Origin of the sequence: Pseudonocardia sp. Ae717_Ps2, assembly GCF_001932475.1 — a bacterium.
Lineage (GTDB): Bacteria > Actinomycetota > Actinomycetes > Mycobacteriales > Pseudonocardiaceae > Pseudonocardia.
The window spans coordinates 4,094,649-4,110,562 of the sequence record NZ_MCIS01000001.1; the positions used below are offsets into that span (position 1 = coordinate 4,094,649).

16 protein-coding genes are annotated in these 15,914 nt (G+C 74.1%); 11 read left to right on the top strand and 5 right to left on the bottom strand.

What is annotated here, in order from left to right; translation table 11 throughout:
• Positions 1–28: 28 nt before the first annotated feature.
• The gene (gene pdhA / locus Ae717Ps2_RS18775; RefSeq protein ID WP_369804843.1) at positions 29–1,087 is read right to left on the bottom strand and encodes a pyruvate dehydrogenase (acetyl-transferring) E1 component subunit alpha; all 1,059 of its coding nucleotides are present in this window, start codon (positions 1,085–1,087) and stop codon (positions 29–31) included.
• Between the two features lie 171 nt (positions 1,088–1,258).
• On the opposite strand from pdhA, the gene Ae717Ps2_RS18780 reads away from it, so the two are divergent.
• Complete coding sequence (locus Ae717Ps2_RS18780; RefSeq protein ID WP_043276485.1) at positions 1,259–1,687, top strand: Lrp/AsnC family transcriptional regulator; 429 nt, start codon at positions 1,259–1,261, stop codon at positions 1,685–1,687.
• Here the strand turns inward: Ae717Ps2_RS18780 and Ae717Ps2_RS18785 are convergent.
• The 3 genes from Ae717Ps2_RS18785 to paaZ are packed head-to-tail and all read right to left on the bottom strand — an operon-like array spanning position 1,684 to position 5,757.
• Positions 1,684–2,346 (bottom strand): DsbA family oxidoreductase, encoded by a 663-nt coding sequence (locus tag Ae717Ps2_RS18785; RefSeq protein ID WP_075312972.1) that lies wholly within the window; start codon positions 2,344–2,346, stop codon positions 1,684–1,686. The genes Ae717Ps2_RS18780 and Ae717Ps2_RS18785 overlap by 4 nt on opposite strands.
• A 49-nt stretch (positions 2,347–2,395) precedes the next feature.
• On the bottom strand, positions 2,396–3,727 hold the full coding sequence (gene paaK / locus Ae717Ps2_RS18790) for a phenylacetate--CoA ligase PaaK (protein WP_075311068.1): 1,332 nt from the start codon (positions 3,725–3,727) through the stop codon (positions 2,396–2,398).
• Entirely contained in the window at positions 3,727–5,757 is a 2,031-nt protein-coding gene (gene paaZ / locus Ae717Ps2_RS18795; RefSeq protein WP_075333665.1) for a phenylacetic acid degradation bifunctional protein PaaZ, read from the bottom strand. Before paaZ ends, paaK begins: the two co-directional genes overlap by 1 nt.
• Before the next feature lie 214 nt (positions 5,758–5,971).
• Here paaZ and Ae717Ps2_RS18800 point away from each other — a divergent pair, with 214 nt between their 5' ends.
• Positions 5,972–6,790, top strand: a complete 819-nt coding sequence (locus Ae717Ps2_RS18800) for an enoyl-CoA hydratase/isomerase family protein (protein ID WP_020622258.1) — start codon at positions 5,972–5,974, stop codon at positions 6,788–6,790.
• The gene (locus Ae717Ps2_RS18805) at positions 6,787–7,383 is read left to right on the top strand and encodes a TetR/AcrR family transcriptional regulator (RefSeq protein ID WP_075311064.1); all 597 of its coding nucleotides are present in this window, start codon (positions 6,787–6,789) and stop codon (positions 7,381–7,383) included. The genes Ae717Ps2_RS18800 and Ae717Ps2_RS18805 overlap by 4 nt, the downstream gene beginning before the upstream one ends.
• Before the next feature lie 13 nt (positions 7,384–7,396).
• On the opposite strand, the gene Ae717Ps2_RS18810 is transcribed toward Ae717Ps2_RS18805, so the two are convergent.
• A complete protein-coding gene (locus Ae717Ps2_RS18810) occupies positions 7,397–8,344 on the bottom strand; it encodes a DUF559 domain-containing protein (RefSeq protein ID WP_075311062.1) in 948 nt (315 codons plus the stop codon).
• A gap of 162 nt (positions 8,345–8,506) precedes the next feature.
• Between Ae717Ps2_RS18810 and paaA the strand changes: the two genes are divergently transcribed.
• From paaA to Ae717Ps2_RS18850, 8 genes are all read left to right on the top strand, one after another.
• Positions 8,507–9,454 carry a 1,2-phenylacetyl-CoA epoxidase subunit PaaA gene (gene paaA / locus Ae717Ps2_RS18815; RefSeq protein WP_075311060.1) on the top strand — a complete coding sequence of 316 codons (948 nt, stop codon included), beginning with the start codon at positions 8,507–8,509 and terminating at the stop codon, positions 9,452–9,454.
• A gap of 77 nt (positions 9,455–9,531) precedes the next feature.
• Positions 9,532–9,885 carry a 1,2-phenylacetyl-CoA epoxidase subunit PaaB gene (paaB, locus tag Ae717Ps2_RS18820; RefSeq protein WP_226360549.1) on the top strand — a complete coding sequence of 118 codons (354 nt, stop codon included), beginning with the start codon at positions 9,532–9,534 and terminating at the stop codon, positions 9,883–9,885.
• A complete protein-coding gene (paaC, locus tag Ae717Ps2_RS18825) occupies positions 9,882–10,760 on the top strand; it encodes a 1,2-phenylacetyl-CoA epoxidase subunit PaaC (RefSeq protein ID WP_075311056.1) in 879 nt (292 codons plus the stop codon). The genes paaB and paaC overlap by 4 nt, the downstream gene beginning before the upstream one ends.
• The gene (paaD, locus tag Ae717Ps2_RS18830; protein ID WP_369804844.1) at positions 10,757–11,287 is read left to right on the top strand and encodes a 1,2-phenylacetyl-CoA epoxidase subunit PaaD; all 531 of its coding nucleotides are present in this window, start codon (positions 10,757–10,759) and stop codon (positions 11,285–11,287) included. Before paaC ends, paaD begins: the two co-directional genes overlap by 4 nt.
• 82 nt (positions 11,288–11,369) lie before the next feature.
• Positions 11,370–12,539: a 1,2-phenylacetyl-CoA epoxidase subunit PaaE gene (paaE, locus tag Ae717Ps2_RS18835; RefSeq protein ID WP_083695149.1), complete on the top strand. Its 1,170-nt coding sequence runs from the start codon at positions 11,370–11,372 to the stop codon at positions 12,537–12,539.
• A 24-nt stretch (positions 12,540–12,563) separates the two neighbouring features.
• A complete protein-coding gene (locus tag Ae717Ps2_RS18840) occupies positions 12,564–13,340 on the top strand; it encodes an IclR family transcriptional regulator (RefSeq protein ID WP_075311054.1) in 777 nt (258 codons plus the stop codon).
• Between the two features lie 94 nt (positions 13,341–13,434).
• Positions 13,435–14,778 (top strand): MFS transporter, encoded by a 1,344-nt coding sequence (locus Ae717Ps2_RS18845; RefSeq protein WP_075333666.1) that lies wholly within the window; start codon positions 13,435–13,437, stop codon positions 14,776–14,778.
• Positions 14,775–15,827, top strand: a complete 1,053-nt coding sequence (locus tag Ae717Ps2_RS18850; RefSeq protein WP_020622248.1) for an aromatic ring-hydroxylating dioxygenase subunit alpha — start codon at positions 14,775–14,777, stop codon at positions 15,825–15,827. The genes Ae717Ps2_RS18845 and Ae717Ps2_RS18850 overlap by 4 nt, the downstream gene beginning before the upstream one ends.
• Positions 15,828–15,914 lie beyond the last annotated feature (87 nt).

Below are 15,914 nucleotides of genomic sequence, written 5' to 3' on the forward strand. Positions count from 1 at the left end.
ACGGTGCCGGTGTTCGCGGTGCCGGTGTTCACGGCGTGACCTCCAGCTCGGCACGCAGCTGGTCGCGCTGCTCGCGCAGCTGCGGGGTGGGGTGGGCGTAGACGTGCGCGAACAGCTCTTCGGGGTCGACCGGGGACTCGGCCGCGATGCCGGCGCGCAGGTCGGCGGCCATCTGCTCGGTCTCCTCGACGAGAGCGCGCTCGGCGTCGTCGTCGAGCAGGTCGTCGGCGCGCAGCCGGGCGCGCAGGCGCGCGAGCGGGTCGCGGGCGGCCCAGGAGGCGACCTCGCCGTCGCTGCGGTAGCGGCCGGCGTCGTCGGCGTTGGTGTGGGCGTCCATCCGGTAGGTGTCGGCCTCGACCAGCGTGGGGCCGTCGCCGGCGCGGGCCCGCTCCACGGCGTCGTCGAGCACGGTGAGCAGGGCGGCGAGGTCGTTGCCGTCGACCCGGACACCGGGCATGCCGTAGCCGACCGCCTTGTCCGCGAGGCTGGCGGCGGCGCTCTGGCGGTGCAGCGGCACCGAGATCGCGTACTTGTTGTTCTGCACCAGGAACACCACCGGCGCCCGGAAGACCGCGGCGAAGTTCAGCGCCTCGTGGAAGTCGCCCTCGCTGGTGGCGCCGTCGCCGCAGAGCGCCAGGACGGCGTCGGGCTCGCCCGTGAGCCGCGCGGCGTGGGCGACGCCGACCGCGTGCAGCAGCTGCGTCGCGAGCGGGGTCGCCTGCGGGGCGACGCGGTGGGCGGCGACGTCGTAGCCGCAGTGCCGGTCCCCGCGCAGCATCGTGAGGACCTCGACCGGGTCGACACCGCGGGCGACGATCGCGGCGGTGTCGCGGTAGGTCGGGAAGAGCCAGTCGCCGTCGGCCAGCACCATCGCCGCGGCCACCTGGCAGGCCTCCTGCCCGCGCGAGGACGGGTACACGGCCAGGCGTCCCTGCCGGACCAGCGCGCCGGCCTGCTCGTTGAGCCGACGGGCGCGCACCAGCCCGCGGTAGCCGGCGAGCAGCCGGTCGGGCGACGGGAGCTGGGCCCTGGGAACCGTGGTGCCGTCGGGCTCCACGAGGCGGACGGTCTCGTGCCGGTCGTCCACGACGACTCCCTTCCGTGCGGACACAGTGCTCCGAGAATGGCGCATGATCCGTACGATCAGCCTGGATCGCGAAGAGGACGAGACGATCGGCCCTGAGCGCGACACCGCCCCGGACGAGTGGTCCCGGGCACCGTCGCCCGGCGGGTCCCGGCGAGACGAACGGAGGCGGCGGTGCTCGACGACATCGACCGGCGGATGGTCGCGGAGCTGCAGCACGACGGCAGGCTGACCGGGCGCGCGCTGGCCGAGCGCCTGACGATCTCGCGGGCGAACGCCTACGCCCGCCTGGCCCGGCTCGTCGACGACGGCGTGATCACCGGGTTCACCGCCGTCGTCGACCCGCACCGGGTGGGGCTGCACACCTCGGCGTACGTGACACTGACGGTGCGCCAGAACAGCTGGCGCGAGCTGCGCGAACAGCTGCGCGCGATCCCCGAGGTCCGGCACATGGCGTTGGTCGGCGGGGACTTCGACGTGCTGCTGCTGGTGCGCACCACCGGCAACGACGCGTTGCGCAGCGTCGTGCTCGAACGCCTGCAGGCGCTCCCGACGGTCGTGTCGACGCGGACGATCCTGATCTTCGAGGACGAGTCCCGCTAGCTCCGGGCGGGTGTCCCTTGCTCGGACGAGGCGGTGTCGAGGAGCTGGCGCAGCGCGTCCACCGGCTGGGCGCCCGCGACGCCGTAGCGGTCGTCGACGACGAGGAACGGCACCGAGGTGATGCCGAGGCGGCGGGCCATGTCCTCGTCAGCGCGGACGTCGTCGAGGTACCGGTCGGAGCCGAGCACCGCGCGCACCCCGCCGTCGTCGAGACCGGCGGCCATCGCGATCCGGGCGAGCGCCTCGGGATCGCCGATCGGCTCGCCGTCGGTGAACGAGGCGCGCAGCAGCCGCCCCTTCAGCGTGTCCTGCAGCCCGGACCCGCCGGTCGCCCAGGCGTGGTGGAGCAGCCGGTGGGCGTCGACGGTGTTGCCGTGGCGGGCCCGGTCGAAGCGGAACTCCAGCCCGTCCGCGGCCGCGGTGGCGGTGACCTGCTCCTCCATCCGGCGGGCCGCCGCGACGCTCACGCCGTACTTGGCCGCCAGGTGCTCGGCGCGGTCACCGGGCTGCTCGCGCGGCGCGGTCGGGTCGAGCTCGAAGCTGCGCCATCGCAGTGTCACCTCGTCGCGGTGCGCGAAGCCGGACAACGCCGTCTCCAGGCGCGCCCGCCCGATCGCGCACCACGGACAGACGACGTCGGACCAGATCTCGAGCTTCACGACCGGTCGCAACCCGCACGCGACCCGCGGCATTCCCGCGCCGGACAGGTCAGGCCCTCGGCTCCCGCCGGTCCTTGAGGCGCTGCAGCTTCCCGACCGAGCGCTCCAGGGTGTCGGGGTCGACGACCTCACAGGTCACCGAGATCCCGACGGTCTCCTTCACCGCGCGCACGAGCTCGGCGGCGGCCGGGTCGCGGCGGTCGGCGGGGGTGTCGCCGCGGGCCTCGACGCGCACGGTCATCGCGTCGAGCCTGCCCCGGGTCGTCAGCTCCAGCTGGAAGTGCGGCGCGAGCCCGGGCGTGCGGAGCACGATCTCCTCGATCTGGGTCGGGAACACGTTCACCCCGCGCAGGATGATCATGTCGTCGGACCGGCCGGTGATCTTGGCCATCCGCCGCATCTGCGGCCGCGCGGTGCCCGGGAGCAGCGTCGTGAGGTCGCGGGTGCGGTAGCGGATGATCGGCAGCCCCTCCTTGGTGAGGCTGGTGAACAGCAGCTCGCCCTCGGCGCCGTCGGGCAGCGGGGTGCCGTCGAGCGGGTCGACGACCTCGGGCAGGAAGTGGTCCTCCCAGATGTGCAGGCCGTCCTTGGTCTCCACGCACTCCTGCGAGACGCCGGGCCCCATGACCTCGGAGAGCCCGTAGATGTCGACGGCGTGGATGCCGGCCCGCTCCTCGATCTCGGCGCGCATCCGTTCGGTCCAGGGTTCGGCACCGAGGATCCCGACCTGCAGGCTCGTGGCCCGCGGGTCGACGCCCTGGCGCTCGAACTCGTCGAGCAGGGTCAGCATGTAGCTCGGGGTCAGCATGATGACCTCGGGGGCGAAGTCGCCGATCAGCTGCACCTGGCGCGGGGTCATCCCGCCCGAGACGGGGATGACGGTCGTGCCCAGCTTCTCCGCGCCGTAGTGCGCGCCGAGCCCGCCGGTGAACAGCCCGTACCCGTAGGCGACGTGCACGCGGTGGCCGGGGCGCCCGCCCGCGGCGCGGATGGACCGCGCGACGAGCCCGGCCCACCGGTCGAGGTCGCCCGCGGTGTAGCCGACGACGGTGGGGCGGCCCGTGGTGCCCGACGACGCGTGGATCCGTGCGATCCGCTCCCGGGGCACCGCGAACATGCCGAACGGGTAGGTCTCCCGCAGGTCGGCCTTGGTGGTCGTCGGGAACTTCGCGATGTCGGCGATCTCGCGGCAGTCGTCGGGGTGCACGCCGTGCTCCTCGAACCTCCGCCGGTAGTACGGGACGTTGTCCCAGGCGTGCCGCAACGTCCACTGCAGACGCCCCAGCTGCAGGGTGCGCAGCTCGTCGACCGACATCCGCTCGGCCGGGTCCAGCAGCTCCGCCGGGGGCGCGTCGCCGAGGCGCTTGGTGGCCGCGGTCATCACGCGTCCTTCTTCGCGACGAGGGTGAGCACGTCGTAGCGGGCGACGGACTCGCCGTCCTGCCGCGTGACGTCGGCGTCCCAGCGGACCTCGCCGTAGCCGGCGGACTCGCGCGGGGTGAGCTGCTTGCAGGTCAGCGTGACGGTGAGCTCGTCGTCGAAGCGGACCGGGGTGAGGAACCGCAGCCCGTCGACGCCGAAGTTCGCGAGCACCGGGCCCGGGTCGGGGTCGACGAACAGCCCGGCGGCGAGGGACACGACCAGGTAGCCGTGCGCGACGCGCTGCCCGAACAGCGGGTTCGCCGCGGCAGCTGCCTCGTCCATGTGCGCGTAGAACGTGTCGCCGGTGAACTCGGCGAAGTGCTCCACGTCCTCCCGGGTCACCCGGCGTGGGCCGGCGACCAGGCAGTCGCCCGGGCGCAGCTCCTCCAGGTGCTTGCGGAAGGGGTGCACGTCGGTGGTGTTGCGCTGCGCTCCGGTGACCCAGCGGCCGGTGATCGCGGCGAGCGAGTCGGGGTCGGCCTGGACCGCGGTGCGCTGCATGTGGTGGAACACCCCGCGCACGCCGCCCATCTCCTCGCCACCGCCGGCCCGGCCCGGTCCGCCGTGGACGAGCTGCGGCAGCGGCGACCCGTGCCCGGGGGACTCCCCGGCGTCGCGGGCGTTGAGCACGTGCACGCGGCCGTGGAACGGGGCGACGCCGAGCACGACCTCGCGGACGAACGCGGGGTCGGCGGAGACGACGGAGCCGGCGAGCGAGCCCTGGCCGCGGGCGGCGTAGTCGATCAGCTCGTCGGTGGAGTCGTAGGGCAGCACGGTCGACACCGGGCCGAACGCCTCGACCTCGTGCGGCTCGGCGCGGTCCGGGTCGCCGACCAGCAGCAGCGGGGAGACGAAGGCGCCGCGGTCGGCGTCGGCGCCGGTCACCTCGACGCGGTCCGGGTCGCCGAACACGATCCGGCCGGCGTCGCGCAGGGACTTCACGCTGCGGCGGACCTCCTCGCGCTGGTCGAGGCTTGCGAGCGCCCCCATCCGGACGCCCTCGGCACCGGGCGCACCGACCACGACCGTCGCGAGCCGCGCGGTGACCGCCTCGACGACGGCGTCGACGTGCGCGCGCGGCACGAACGCGCGCCGGATCGCGGTGCACTTCTGTCCGGCCTTGACCGTCATCTCGGTGGTGAGGGCCTTCACGAACAGGTCGAACTCCGCGGTGCCGGGCGTCGCGTCCGGGCCGAGCACGGCCAGGTTCAGCGAGTCGGCCTCGGCGGAGAACCGCACGGAGTTGCGGACGATCCCGGGGTGGCTGCGCAGGGTCTGCGCGGTCGACGCCGAGCCGGTGAAGCTCACCAGGTCCTGCCCGGTGAGGTGGTCGAAGGCGTCGCCGAGCGACCCGGCGACGAACTGCACGGACCCCTCGGGCAGCAGGCCGGAGCCGATGATCAGCTCGACGAGCTCCGCGGTGAGGAACGCCGTCGGCGACGCCGGCTTGATCAGCGTCGGGACGCCCGCGAGGAAGGCCGGGGCGAGCTTCTCCAGCGGGCCCCAGACCGGGAAGTTGAAGGCGTTGACCTGGACCGCGACCCCGCGCAGCGGGGTCAGCACGTGCTGGCCGAGGAAGGTCCCGCCGCGGCCGAGCGGCTCGACGTCGCCCTCGACGTGGATCGTGTCGTTGGGCAGCTCGCGCTTGGCCTTGGACGCGTAGGCGAGCAGGACGCCGATGCCGCCGTCGACGTCGAACTTGGAGTCGCCGAGCGTCGCGCCGGTCCGCGCGGAGACGGCGTAGAGCTGCTCGCGGTGCTCGCGCAGGTGCTGGCCGAGCGCCTTCAGCAGGGCGGCGCGCTGGTGGAACGTGAGCGCGCGCAGCGCGGGCCCGCCGGTCCGCCGCCCGAACTCCAGCGCCCCGGCGAGGTCGAGGCCGTCGGCGGAGATGCGGGCGACCTCGTCGCCGGTCACCGCGTCGTACAGCGGGCGGCCCTCGCCGCTCCCCGTCTGCCAGGTACCGGAGAGGTGACTGCGGAGCAGGGTCATCGGCGGGCCTCCGTCGCGCTTCGTCGTCGCGGGTCGGCCATTGGACCGACCGTTCGTTCGGGGAACCTAGCACCGGTCCACGGAGCCGCACCAGGGTCCGTCCGGGCGTCCGACGGCACCCGGACAACGGGCCTGACAGCACGCGCGGGACACCTCCCGACGTCGCCCGCCGGACAGGGAGACCGATCGTTCGGTCGGCCGTTAGGCTCACCGGATGACCTCCCCCGCCACCGGCACCGATCCCGCCGTCCTCGTGACCCGCGACGAGACCGACCCGTCGGTCGCGGTGGTCACGCTCAACCGACCGGCGAAGTACAACGCGCTCACCGTCGAGCTCAAGGAGGCCCTGCTCGCCGCGGTCGTCGAGGTCGCCGGGGACGAGTCCGTACGCGCGATCGTGCTGACCGGCGCGGGGAAGGCGTTCTGCGTCGGGCAGGACCTGGGCGAGCACGCCGCGGCGCTCGACGCCGACCCGGTCGGGGCCCTGGGCACGGTGCGCCGGCACTACAACCCGCTGATCCGCGCGCTCAACGAGGCACCGAAGCCGGTGGTCGCCGCGATCAACGGGCCCTGCGTGGGCGCCGGGCTCGGCATCGCCCTGGCCGCCGACCTGCGGATCGCCGCGGACGGACTGAAGTTCGCGACCGCGTTCACCGGCATCGGGCTGTCCACCGACAGCGGGCTCGCGGCGTCGCTCGCACACGCCGTCGGGGTCTCCCGGGCCACCGAGCTGGTGATGCTGAACGAGCAGTTCACCGCCTCCGACGCCCGCAACTGGGGGCTGGTGCGCGACGTCGTGCCCGCCGAGAAGGTCCTCGAGGCCGCACTGGACCTGGCGCGGCACCTCGCGGCGGGCCCCACCCGCGCCTACGCCGAGGTGAAGGGCGCGCTGCGCTTCGGCGCGGTCAACGAGCTCCCCGCCGTCCTGGAGTACGAGGCCGACGCCCAGATCCGGCTGTCGACCACGCGCGACCACCAGCAGGCCGTGAGCGACTTCCTGGCGAAGAAGAAGCCCGTCTTCGAGGGCCGATGAGCTCGCCGGTCAAGCGGGCCCGGCGCCCGAGCGGGGGCCGCGACGCGCTGCTCGAGACCGCGGTCGGCGAGTTCATCGACCGCGGCTACGACGCGACGTCGATGGAGGACCTCTCGCGGGCCGCCGGGATCACGAAGTCGTCGTTCTACCACCACTTCGCGGGCAAGGAGGCGCTGCTGCGCGCGGCGCTGGAACGCGCCGTCGACGGGCTGTTCGGGGTGCTCGACCTGCCCGAGGCCCGCGCCGGCTCCCCCGCCGAGCGGCTGCGGGCGATCGTCGCCGCGCAGGTCGGGGTGCTCATGGCCGAGCTGCCCTACGTCACCCTGCTGCTCCGGGTGCGCGGCAACACCGAGACCGAGCGCTGGGCGCTGGAACGCCGCCGCGCGTTCGACGGGGCCGTGCGGGCCCTGGTCCGCGAGGCCGTCGACGCCGGCGAGGTCCGCCCCGACGTCGATCCCGCCCTGGCCGCCCGACTGCTGTCCGGCACGATCAACTCGATCGTCGAGTGGTACCGCCCCGGCCGCCCCGGGACCGCCACCCTGCCGCAGGACGTCGTCCGCGCCGCCTTCAGCGGCATCGTCCCGGCCCCCTGACACCCGCCGAGCGTCACGAACCGGTGCCCACGACCACGGATTCGCGACGCTCGAGGTGGGCCCGGACGGTGAGTGCGAGCAGGTCCGGGTGCCGGAGGACGTCGGCAGCGGAGGGACGCAGGATCACCCAGCCCGCCCGGGACAGGTACTGCTGCCGCTCCAGGTCCCGCCGGGCCTGCGCCGGGTCACGATGGTGCTCGCCGTCGTACTCGATGCCGAGTCGTACGCGCGGGAAGGAGAGGTCGATCCGGTAGGGGCCGACGGGGTGCTGCAGCACCGGTGGCGGCAGCCCGCCGTCGTGCAGCGCCAGTCGGACACGGGTCTCCATCGGGGACCCGGCGAGCGGGTCCGACAGCGCGACGAGGCCGGGAAGCCGCCGGATCCCCCGCGCTCCCGGACACCGCCCGGCGAGATCGAGCACGGCGACCGGGGCGAAACCGCCGACCCGGGCCAGCGCGTCGAGGGCGATCACCGCTTCCGTGCGCGGCACCCGGCGGGCCAGGTCGAAGGCGGTGCGCAGCGGGGTGGTGGCCATGACCGTCCGGCCGGGGACGAACCTGGGCCGCCGGCCACCGGGGGCCGGGATCCGCACCCCCGCCACCAGCTCGTCCGGCGCGAGCAGGCCACGGTGGACCAGCACGCCGTCGAGCCGCCGGTTGCCACCCGGTACGACGATCTCGACCGGAACGCCCTGCGGCGCGCACCGTGCGTCGTGCACCTCCGCCGCCGCCCAGCCCGCGAGCGCGGTACGGGCGTCGCCCGGCCGAGGTCGCCCCGTGGCGGCGAGCGCTCCGACCGTCAGCGCGACCGCCTCGCACCGCAGCAGGTAGGTCACCGGCACGTCGGCGCGGACGTGGACGCCCCGCACCAGACGCCGGAAGCGCGGGCCGCGCAGCTCGTTGGGGGTGACCAGGCCGGCGCGGACCGCCGTCGCCCCGTGGAAGGGCCTCGTGAGATCCATGGGTCTTGGACGACACCAGGGGCGCTGCGGTTCCACTCGTCGTCGAGTGTCGCGTTCGTGTGGTCGGAACCACGGGAACGCGACGCCCGGCGTCGGGGTTGCGGGACCATCCGGCATCGGCCACACTCGTAGCCGAACGAACATTCGGTACGGAGGTGTCCAGTGACGAGCACCGCGCCATCGCCGGCGGAGCTGGCGGAGCGGTTCGACGCGACGATCGCGGCGGACCAGCGGATCGAGCCGCGGGACTGGATGCCCGAGGCCTACCGCAGGACGTTGATCCGGCAGATCGCCCAGCACGCGCACTCGGAGATCATCGGGATGCAGCCGGAGGGCAACTGGCTGCTGCGTGCGCCCTCGCTGCGGCGCCGGGCGATCCTGCTGGCCAAGGTGCAGGACGAGGCCGGCCACGGGATGTACCTCTACGCGGCGGCCGAGACGCTCGGCGTCGACCGCGAGGAGCTCACCGAGAAGCTGATCGACGCCAAGCAGAAGTACAGCTCGATCTTCAACTACCCGACGTTGTCCTGGGCCGACATCGGGGTGATCGGGTGGCTGGTCGACGGCGCGGCGATCGCGAACCAGGTGCCGCTGTGCCGCTGCTCCTACGGGCCCTACGCCCGGGCGATGATCCGCATCTGCAAGGAGGAGTCGTTCCACCAGCGCCAGGGCTACGAGTCGCTGCTCGCCCTGACCGCGGGGACCGAGGCGCAGAAGCGGATGGTGCAGGAGGCCGTGGACCGCTGGTGGTGGCCGTCGCTGATGATGTTCGGCCCGGCCGACGGCGACTCCCCCAACACCCACCAGTCGATGGCGTGGGGCATCAAGCGGCACACGAACGACGAGCTGCGCCAGCGCTTCGTCGACATGACCGTGCCGCAGGCGGCGGCGCTGGGCGTGACGCTGCCCGACCCGGACCTGCGCTGGAACGAGCAGCGGCAGGCGCACGACTTCGGGGAGCCGGACTGGTCGGAGTTCACCGCCGTCGTCTCCGGGGCGGGACCGGCGAACCGGCAGCGGCTGGACCACCGCCGCCGGGCGCACGAGAACGGGGCGTGGGTGCGCGAGGCGGCCCGGGCCTACGCCGAGAAGCAGGGGGCACGGGCATGAGCGAGCAGGACGTGGGCACCGAGAGCAGCGCACGCGGAACGAGCATGAACACCGAGAGCAAGGCACGCGGAACGAGCATGAGCGCCGAGGGCGGCCACGGCGCCGTCCCGACGACGGGCGTCGAGACCGGGCAGGGCGAGCGGCCGGGCCGTCGCGCCTGGCCACTCTACGAGGTGTTCGTCCGCGGCAAGCGCGGGCTCAACCACGTGCACGTCGGGTCGCTGCACGCCCCCGACGACGAGATGGCCCTGCACAACGCCCGCGACGTCTACACCCGTCGCAACGAGGGCGTGAGCATCTGGGTGGTCCGCGCGGACGCGATCACCGCGTCCAGTCCGGACGAGAAGGACCCGTTCTTCGCCCCGAGCGGGGACAAGGTCTACCGGCACCCGACGTTCTACGCGATCCCGGAGGAGGTGCCGCACCTGTGAGCGGCTCCGTCTACGACGCGCTGACCGAAGAGGGCGACGACCCCCGCTGGGCGTTCGGGTCGGGCTTCGAGGACTCCGAGGCCGACATCGTCGCGCCCGTCCCGGACGGCGTCGACCCCGCCGACCTGGCCGCGTACTGCCTGATGCTCGGCGACGACGCGCTGGTGCTGTCGCACCGGCTCACCGAGTGGGTCTCGAACGCCCCGGAGCTGGAGGAAGAGGTCGCGCTCGCCAACACCGCGCTCGACCTGCTCGGTCAGGCCCGGGTGCTGCTCTCGCGCGCCGGGCACCTGACCGGCCGCGACGAGGACGCGCTGGCCTACTGGCGCGAGGTCGAGGAGTTCCGCTGTGTCGGGCTCGTCGAACCGTCCGACGACCTGGACTTCGCCCGGTGCATCGCGCGGCTGCTGGTGTTCTCCACCTGGCGCCTCGCGCTCCTGCACCGGCTGCAGGGCTCGGCCGACCCGGTGGTCGCCGCCGTCGCCGCGAAGGGGGTCAAGGAGGTCACCTACCACCGTGACCACGCCGCCCGCTGGACGCTGCGCCTCGGCGACGGCACCGGCGAGTCCCACCGCCGCATGCAGGACGCGCTGGAGTGGGTGTGGCCGCACATCGAGGAGCTGTTCCGCACCACCGAGCAGGAACGGCGCCTGGTCGCGGCCGGGGTCGCGGTCGACCCCGCCGACACCCGCGAGGAGGTCGAGACCGTGCTCGCGCAGGTGCTGGAGCGGGCCACGCTGACCCGCCCGGACGTACCGCCGACCGGCACGGTCGGCGGCCGCGGCGGCCGGCAGGGGCTGCACACCGAGAAGCTGGAGCACGCACTCGTGGTGATGCAGAGCCTGGCGCGCAGACACCCGGGGGCGACGTGGTGACCACGGTGGACCTGAGCGACCGGGACCTGAGCGACCGGGACCTCGGTGCCCGCGACGTCGTCGCCCGGGTCGTCGACCCCGAGATGCCGATGCTCACCCTCGACGACCTCGGGGTGGTCCGGTCGGTCTCCGAACGGGATGGCACGGTGACCGTGACGATCACCCCGACCTACTCCGGCTGCCCGGCGATCGAGGAGATGCGGGCCGACATCCGCGGCGCGCTCACGGCGGCCGGGTACTCGGGCGTCGAGGTGCGGACGGTGTTCTCCCCCGCCTGGAGCACCGACTGGATCAGCGGGGCCGGTCGTCGCAAGCTCGCCGAGGCCGGCGTCGCACCGCCCGGGAGCGCCCCGCGCACCACCGGGCCGATCCCGCTGACGCTGGACGCGCCGTCGACGGTCGTGCCCTGCCCGCAGTGCGGGTCGCGGGCGACCGAGGAGCTGTCGCGCTTCGGCCCGACCGCGTGCACCGCGCTGCGTCGGTGCACGACCTGCCGTGAGCCGTTCGAGCACATGAAGGAGATCTGAGGGTGCGTGAGCATCGCGGCGAGCCCTGGCGAGCGAGGAGCGGAGCGTGCCCGGTGATCGACCGAACCGGCGAGGAGAACTGATGAGCGAGCGGCGCGCGGCGGCGTGGCAGGCCCGGGCCAACCAGGCGTACGGCAGGACGACGCTCGCTCTGGACGACGAGATCGAGGCCCTGCTGGCCGGGGACGACGCGCTGCCCGTCGGCTTCCACCGGCTCGTGGTGACCGAGGTGGACCGGCTGTGCGACGACGCCGTCGCCGTCACCTTCGACGTGCCCGACGACCTGCGCGCGCACTACGACTTCCGGCCCGGCCAGTACCTGACCCTGCGGAAGGTCACCGCCGACGGCGAGGAGCGCCGGTCGTACTCCATCTGCTCGGCCGCCGGGACCGCGCCGCGGGTGGGGGTCCGCCGGGTCGACGGCGGCCTGTTCTCCGCGTGGCTGGTCGACGAGGTGACCCCGGGCGACGTCGTCGAGGTCGGCCCGCCCGCCGGGTCGTTCACCCCGGAGCTGACGGCGGGCACGCACCACGGCCTCGTCGCCGCGGGGTCCGGGATCACCCCGGTGCTGTCGATCGCGGCGTCGCTGCTGGCCGCGCACGACGACACCCGCGTCACCCTCGTCTACGGCAACCGGCGGACCGACACGGTGATGTTCACCGAGGAGATCGCCGACCTGAAGAACCGCTACGGCCCGCGGCTGCACCTGCTCCACGTGCTGTCCCGCGAGCCCACCGAGGCCGAGATCGTCAACGGCAGGCTCGACGCCGACCGGCTGCGGCTGCTGTTCACCGCGCTGGTCGACACCGGCGACGTCGACGACTGGTGGTTGTGCGGCCCGCTCGGGATGACCGAGGCCGCGGTCGCGGTGCTCGGCGAGCTGGGTGTCGAGCGGCGCCGGGTGCACCGCGAGCTGTTCTACGTCGACGAGCCGCCGCCGGAGGTCGACCGCCACGAGCCCGAGCCGGACGGCGACGGCGCGCAGGTCACGGTCGTCCTGAACGGACGGTCGACGACGCTGGCCGTCCCGGCCGGGGCGTACGTCCTCGACGCCGCGCAGCAGGTCCGCGGAGACCTGCCGTTCGCCTGCAAGGGCGGGGTGTGCGGGACCTGCCGGGCGAAGGTGACCGACGGCGAGGTGACCATGCGGCGCAACTACGCGCTGGAGCCCGAGGAGGTCGCCGCCGGGTTCGTCCTCACCTGCCAGTCCCGCCCGGTGACGGGGACCGCCACGGTCGACTACGACGCCTGACCACGACGCCTGATACTGGCGGGCATGACCACGTCGCGTCGCGGCCACCCGGTGGGACCGACCGGGTCGGTCGTGGTGCGCGCGCTCGGCCTGCTCGACGCGTTCGGCCCCGACCGGGCCGCGCTGTCGCTCAGCGACCTCGCCCGGCACGCCGACGTCCCGCTGTCGACGGCCCACCGGCTCGTCGCCGACCTGGCGGCGTGGGGTGCGCTGGAGCGTGACGAGCAGGGCCGCTACCGGATCGGGCTGCGCGTGTGGGAGCTGGGCGCGCTCGCCCCGCGCGGGCAGGCACTGCGCGAGACGGCGCTGCCGTTCCTGGAGGACCTGTCCCGGGTCACCCGGGAGAACGTGCAGCTCGCGGTGCGCGAGGGCGCCGAGGTGGTGTTCGTCGAACGGCTCGCCGGGTCCGGCGCGGTCCCGGTGCAGACCCGGGTCGGGGGGCGTTTCGCGCTCACCGCGACCGGGGTCGGCCTGGTGCTGCTCGCGCACTCGCCGCCGGAGCTGCAGGACGAGGTGCTGGGCGGGCGGATCGAGCGCTACACCCCGTTCACCGTGACCGACCCGCAGCGGCTGCGCCGCATGCTCGCCGACGTCCGCCGCGACGGCCACTCGGTCAGCGACCGGCAGGTCACCGACGACGCGCTGTCGGTCGGCGCCCCCGTCTCCGACGCCCGCGGCCAGGTCGTCGCGGCCGTCTCGCTCGTGGTGCGGCACGGCAGCGTGCCCGCCCGTGCGCTGGCCCCGCTGGTGCGCACGACCGCCGCCGGGATCAGCCGCGCGCTCAGCACCACCACGCCCTGAAACCCTTCCATTCTCCGGAAGGCACGTACGGCGCTCGCCCCGTCGCCCCGCATCCTCGCTGCACCACCACCGCGCGGAGACGACGGAGTCCACCATGCGCCCACCACCCGCGACGGACACCGTCCGCCGCCTGCTCGACGACGCCCCCATGTCCCGCTACCAGTGGGGCGCGGTCGCGGCGTGCGTCCTGCTCAACGTCCTGGACGGCTTCGACGTCCTGGTCATGGCCTTCACCGGCCGTTCGGTCGCCACCGAGTGGGGCCTGTCCGGCAGCCAGCTCGGCCTGCTCCTGTCCGCTGGCCTGGTCGGCATGGCCGCCGGTTCGGTCCTCATCGGACCGTGGGCCGACCGCATCGGGCGACGGCCGATCGTGCTGGGCTGCCTGGTCGTCGCGGGGCTGGCGATGCTGGCCTCGTCCGCGGCGCAGTCCCCCGGTCAGCTCGGCGCGCTGCGGCTGGTCACCGGGCTCGGTGTCGGCGGCATCCTCGCCACCAGCAACGTCGTCGCCGCCGAGTACGCCTCGGCCCGCTGGCGGGGGCTCGCGGTCAGCCTGAACTCCACCGGCTACGCGATCGGGGCCGTCCTCGGCGGCGTGCTCGCCGCCACGCTGATCGGGCAGCTCGGCTGGCGGTCGGTGTTCCTCGTCGGTGGCCTGGCCACCCTGGCGGCGGTCCCGCTGGTCTGGTGGCGGCTGCCGGAGTCGCTGGACTTCCTGCTCGTGCGTCGCCCGGCCGGGGCGCTGGAGCGGGTCAACGCGCTGCTGGCCCGGATGGGGCACGCGGCGCTGCCCGCGCTCCCCGGGGACGCTCCGGCGCGCACCGGTGTCGCGGCCGGGTACGGCGCGCTGCTGCGCCCGGCGCTGCGCCGCACCACGGTGCTGCTCTGGATCAGCTTCTTCTGCGTGATGGCCGGGTTCTACTTCGTCACCAGCTGGACGTCGACGCTGCTCGTCGAGGCCGGGCTCTCCCCGGACGCGGGCATCGCGGGCGGCACCCTGCTCAACGTCGGCGGCATCTTCGGCGCCGCCGGGCTCGGCCTGCTCGCCGCCCGGTTCGCGCTGCGGCACGTGCTCGCCGGGTACCTGCTGGCCACCGCGGTGCTGCTCGCCGTGTTCATCGCCAGCACCTCCTCGCTCGCGGTGGCGTTCGTCGTCGCCGCGCTGGTCGGGCTGTTCGTCAACGGCTGCGTCGCCGGGCTGTACGCGATGGCCCCGACCTCCTACGGCGCCGACGTGCGCACCACCGGCGTCGGCACCGCACTCGCCGTCGGCCGGTCCGGGGCGATCCTCGCGCCGACCCTGGCCGGGGCGCTGCTCGACGGCGGCGCCACCCCGCAGTCGCTCTACCTGCTCTTCGCCGCGGTGTTCGTCGGCGCGGCCGTCCTCGTCCTGCTGCTCCGCCGATCCGGCGCCCCCACCACCCAGGGAGTCCCCGCATGAGCTCGATCCCCCGCGACCAGTGGTACGTCGCCGCCTACTCCGCCGAGATCGGGCGCGAGCTGTTCGGCCGCACGATCTGCGACGAGCCGATCCTGTTCTGGCGCACCGAGGCCGGCCAGGTCACCGCGCACGCCGACCGCTGCGTGCACCGCCGGTTCCCGCTGTCCCAGTCCCCGAGCCGGCTCGTCGGCGACACCGTCGTCTGCGGCTACCACGGCTTCACCTACGGCGCCGACGGCGCGTGCGTCGCGGTGCCGGGCCAGAAGCGGGTGCCGCGCACGGCCCGCCTGGCGGCCTACCCGGTCGTCGAACAGGACTCGCTGATCTGGGTCTGGATCGGGGCCCCGGAGCGCGCCGACGCGACCCGCATCCCGCGCGCGACCTACCTCGACGACGACGCGTGGACGACGGTGCGCGGCATGGAGCCCCTCGCGGCGCGGTTCTCGCTGCTGGTGGACAACCTGCTCGACCTGTCGCACGAGACCTACCTGCACGGCGGCTACATCGGCACCCCCGAGGTCGCGGCCACCCCGATCTCGACCGAGGTGGACGAGGACGCTGGCATCGTCCACGTCTCCCGGCACATGGCCGACGCCGAGTGCCCGCCGTTCTACGAGCGCTCCACCGGCCTGTCCGGGCGGATCTCGCGCTGGCAGGACATCGAGTACACCCCGCCGTGCCTGTACAAGCTGCACTCCCGGATCGCGCCGGTCGGCTCCGTCCCGAACCCGGACGGCACCGACCCGGACGCCTTCCACGTCGAGGTCGTCTACGCGATCACGCCGGAGACCGAGCACTCCACGCACGACTTCTGGATGGTCGCGCGCGACTTCGCCCAGGACGACGTCGAGGTCTCGGCGTTCCTGGCCGAGCAGAACCGCACCGTGGTGCTGCAGGACGTCGAGGCCCTCGACGTCCTGGAGAAGGTCGTCGCGACCGAGCCGCCCGGCTACCAGGAGCTGTCGGTCAACATCGACACCGGCGGGCTCGCCGCCCGCCGGATGCTGGCCAGGATGGCCTCGGCACCGCAGGCGGCGACCGTCCGGTGAGCGACATCCCCGAGGCGCCCCCGGTGCTGCACGGGCGCCGGGTGCAGCGCATCCACTGGGTGCTGGGCACCGACCTGCAACGCGCGG

What these genes read in the sequence shown, in the direction of transcription:
- paaK (WP_075311068.1), bottom strand. Translation starts at nt 3,727, where the DNA reads ATGACCGCGGCCACCAAGCGCCTCGGCGACGCGCCCCCGGCGGAGCTG.
- paaZ (WP_075333665.1), bottom strand. Translation starts at nt 5,757, where the DNA reads ATGACCCTGCTCCGCAGTCACCTCTCCGGTACCTGGCAGACGGGGAGC.
- Ae717Ps2_RS18800 (WP_020622258.1), top strand. Translation starts at nt 5,972, where the DNA reads ATGACCTCCCCCGCCACCGGCACCGATCCCGCCGTCCTCGTGACCCGC.
- Ae717Ps2_RS18805 (WP_075311064.1), top strand. Translation starts at nt 6,787, where the DNA reads ATGAGCTCGCCGGTCAAGCGGGCCCGGCGCCCGAGCGGGGGCCGCGAC.
- Ae717Ps2_RS18810 (WP_075311062.1), bottom strand. Translation starts at nt 8,344, where the DNA reads ATGGATCTCACGAGGCCCTTCCACGGGGCGACGGCGGTCCGCGCCGGC.
- paaB (WP_226360549.1), top strand. Translation starts at nt 9,532, where the DNA reads ATGAGCGCCGAGGGCGGCCACGGCGCCGTCCCGACGACGGGCGTCGAG.
- paaE (WP_083695149.1), top strand. Translation starts at nt 11,370, where the DNA reads ATGAGCGAGCGGCGCGCGGCGGCGTGGCAGGCCCGGGCCAACCAGGCG.
- Ae717Ps2_RS18840 (WP_075311054.1), top strand. Translation starts at nt 12,564, where the DNA reads ATGACCACGTCGCGTCGCGGCCACCCGGTGGGACCGACCGGGTCGGTC.
- Ae717Ps2_RS18845 (WP_075333666.1), top strand. Translation starts at nt 13,435, where the DNA reads ATGCGCCCACCACCCGCGACGGACACCGTCCGCCGCCTGCTCGACGAC.
- Ae717Ps2_RS18850 (WP_020622248.1), top strand. Translation starts at nt 14,775, where the DNA reads ATGAGCTCGATCCCCCGCGACCAGTGGTACGTCGCCGCCTACTCCGCC.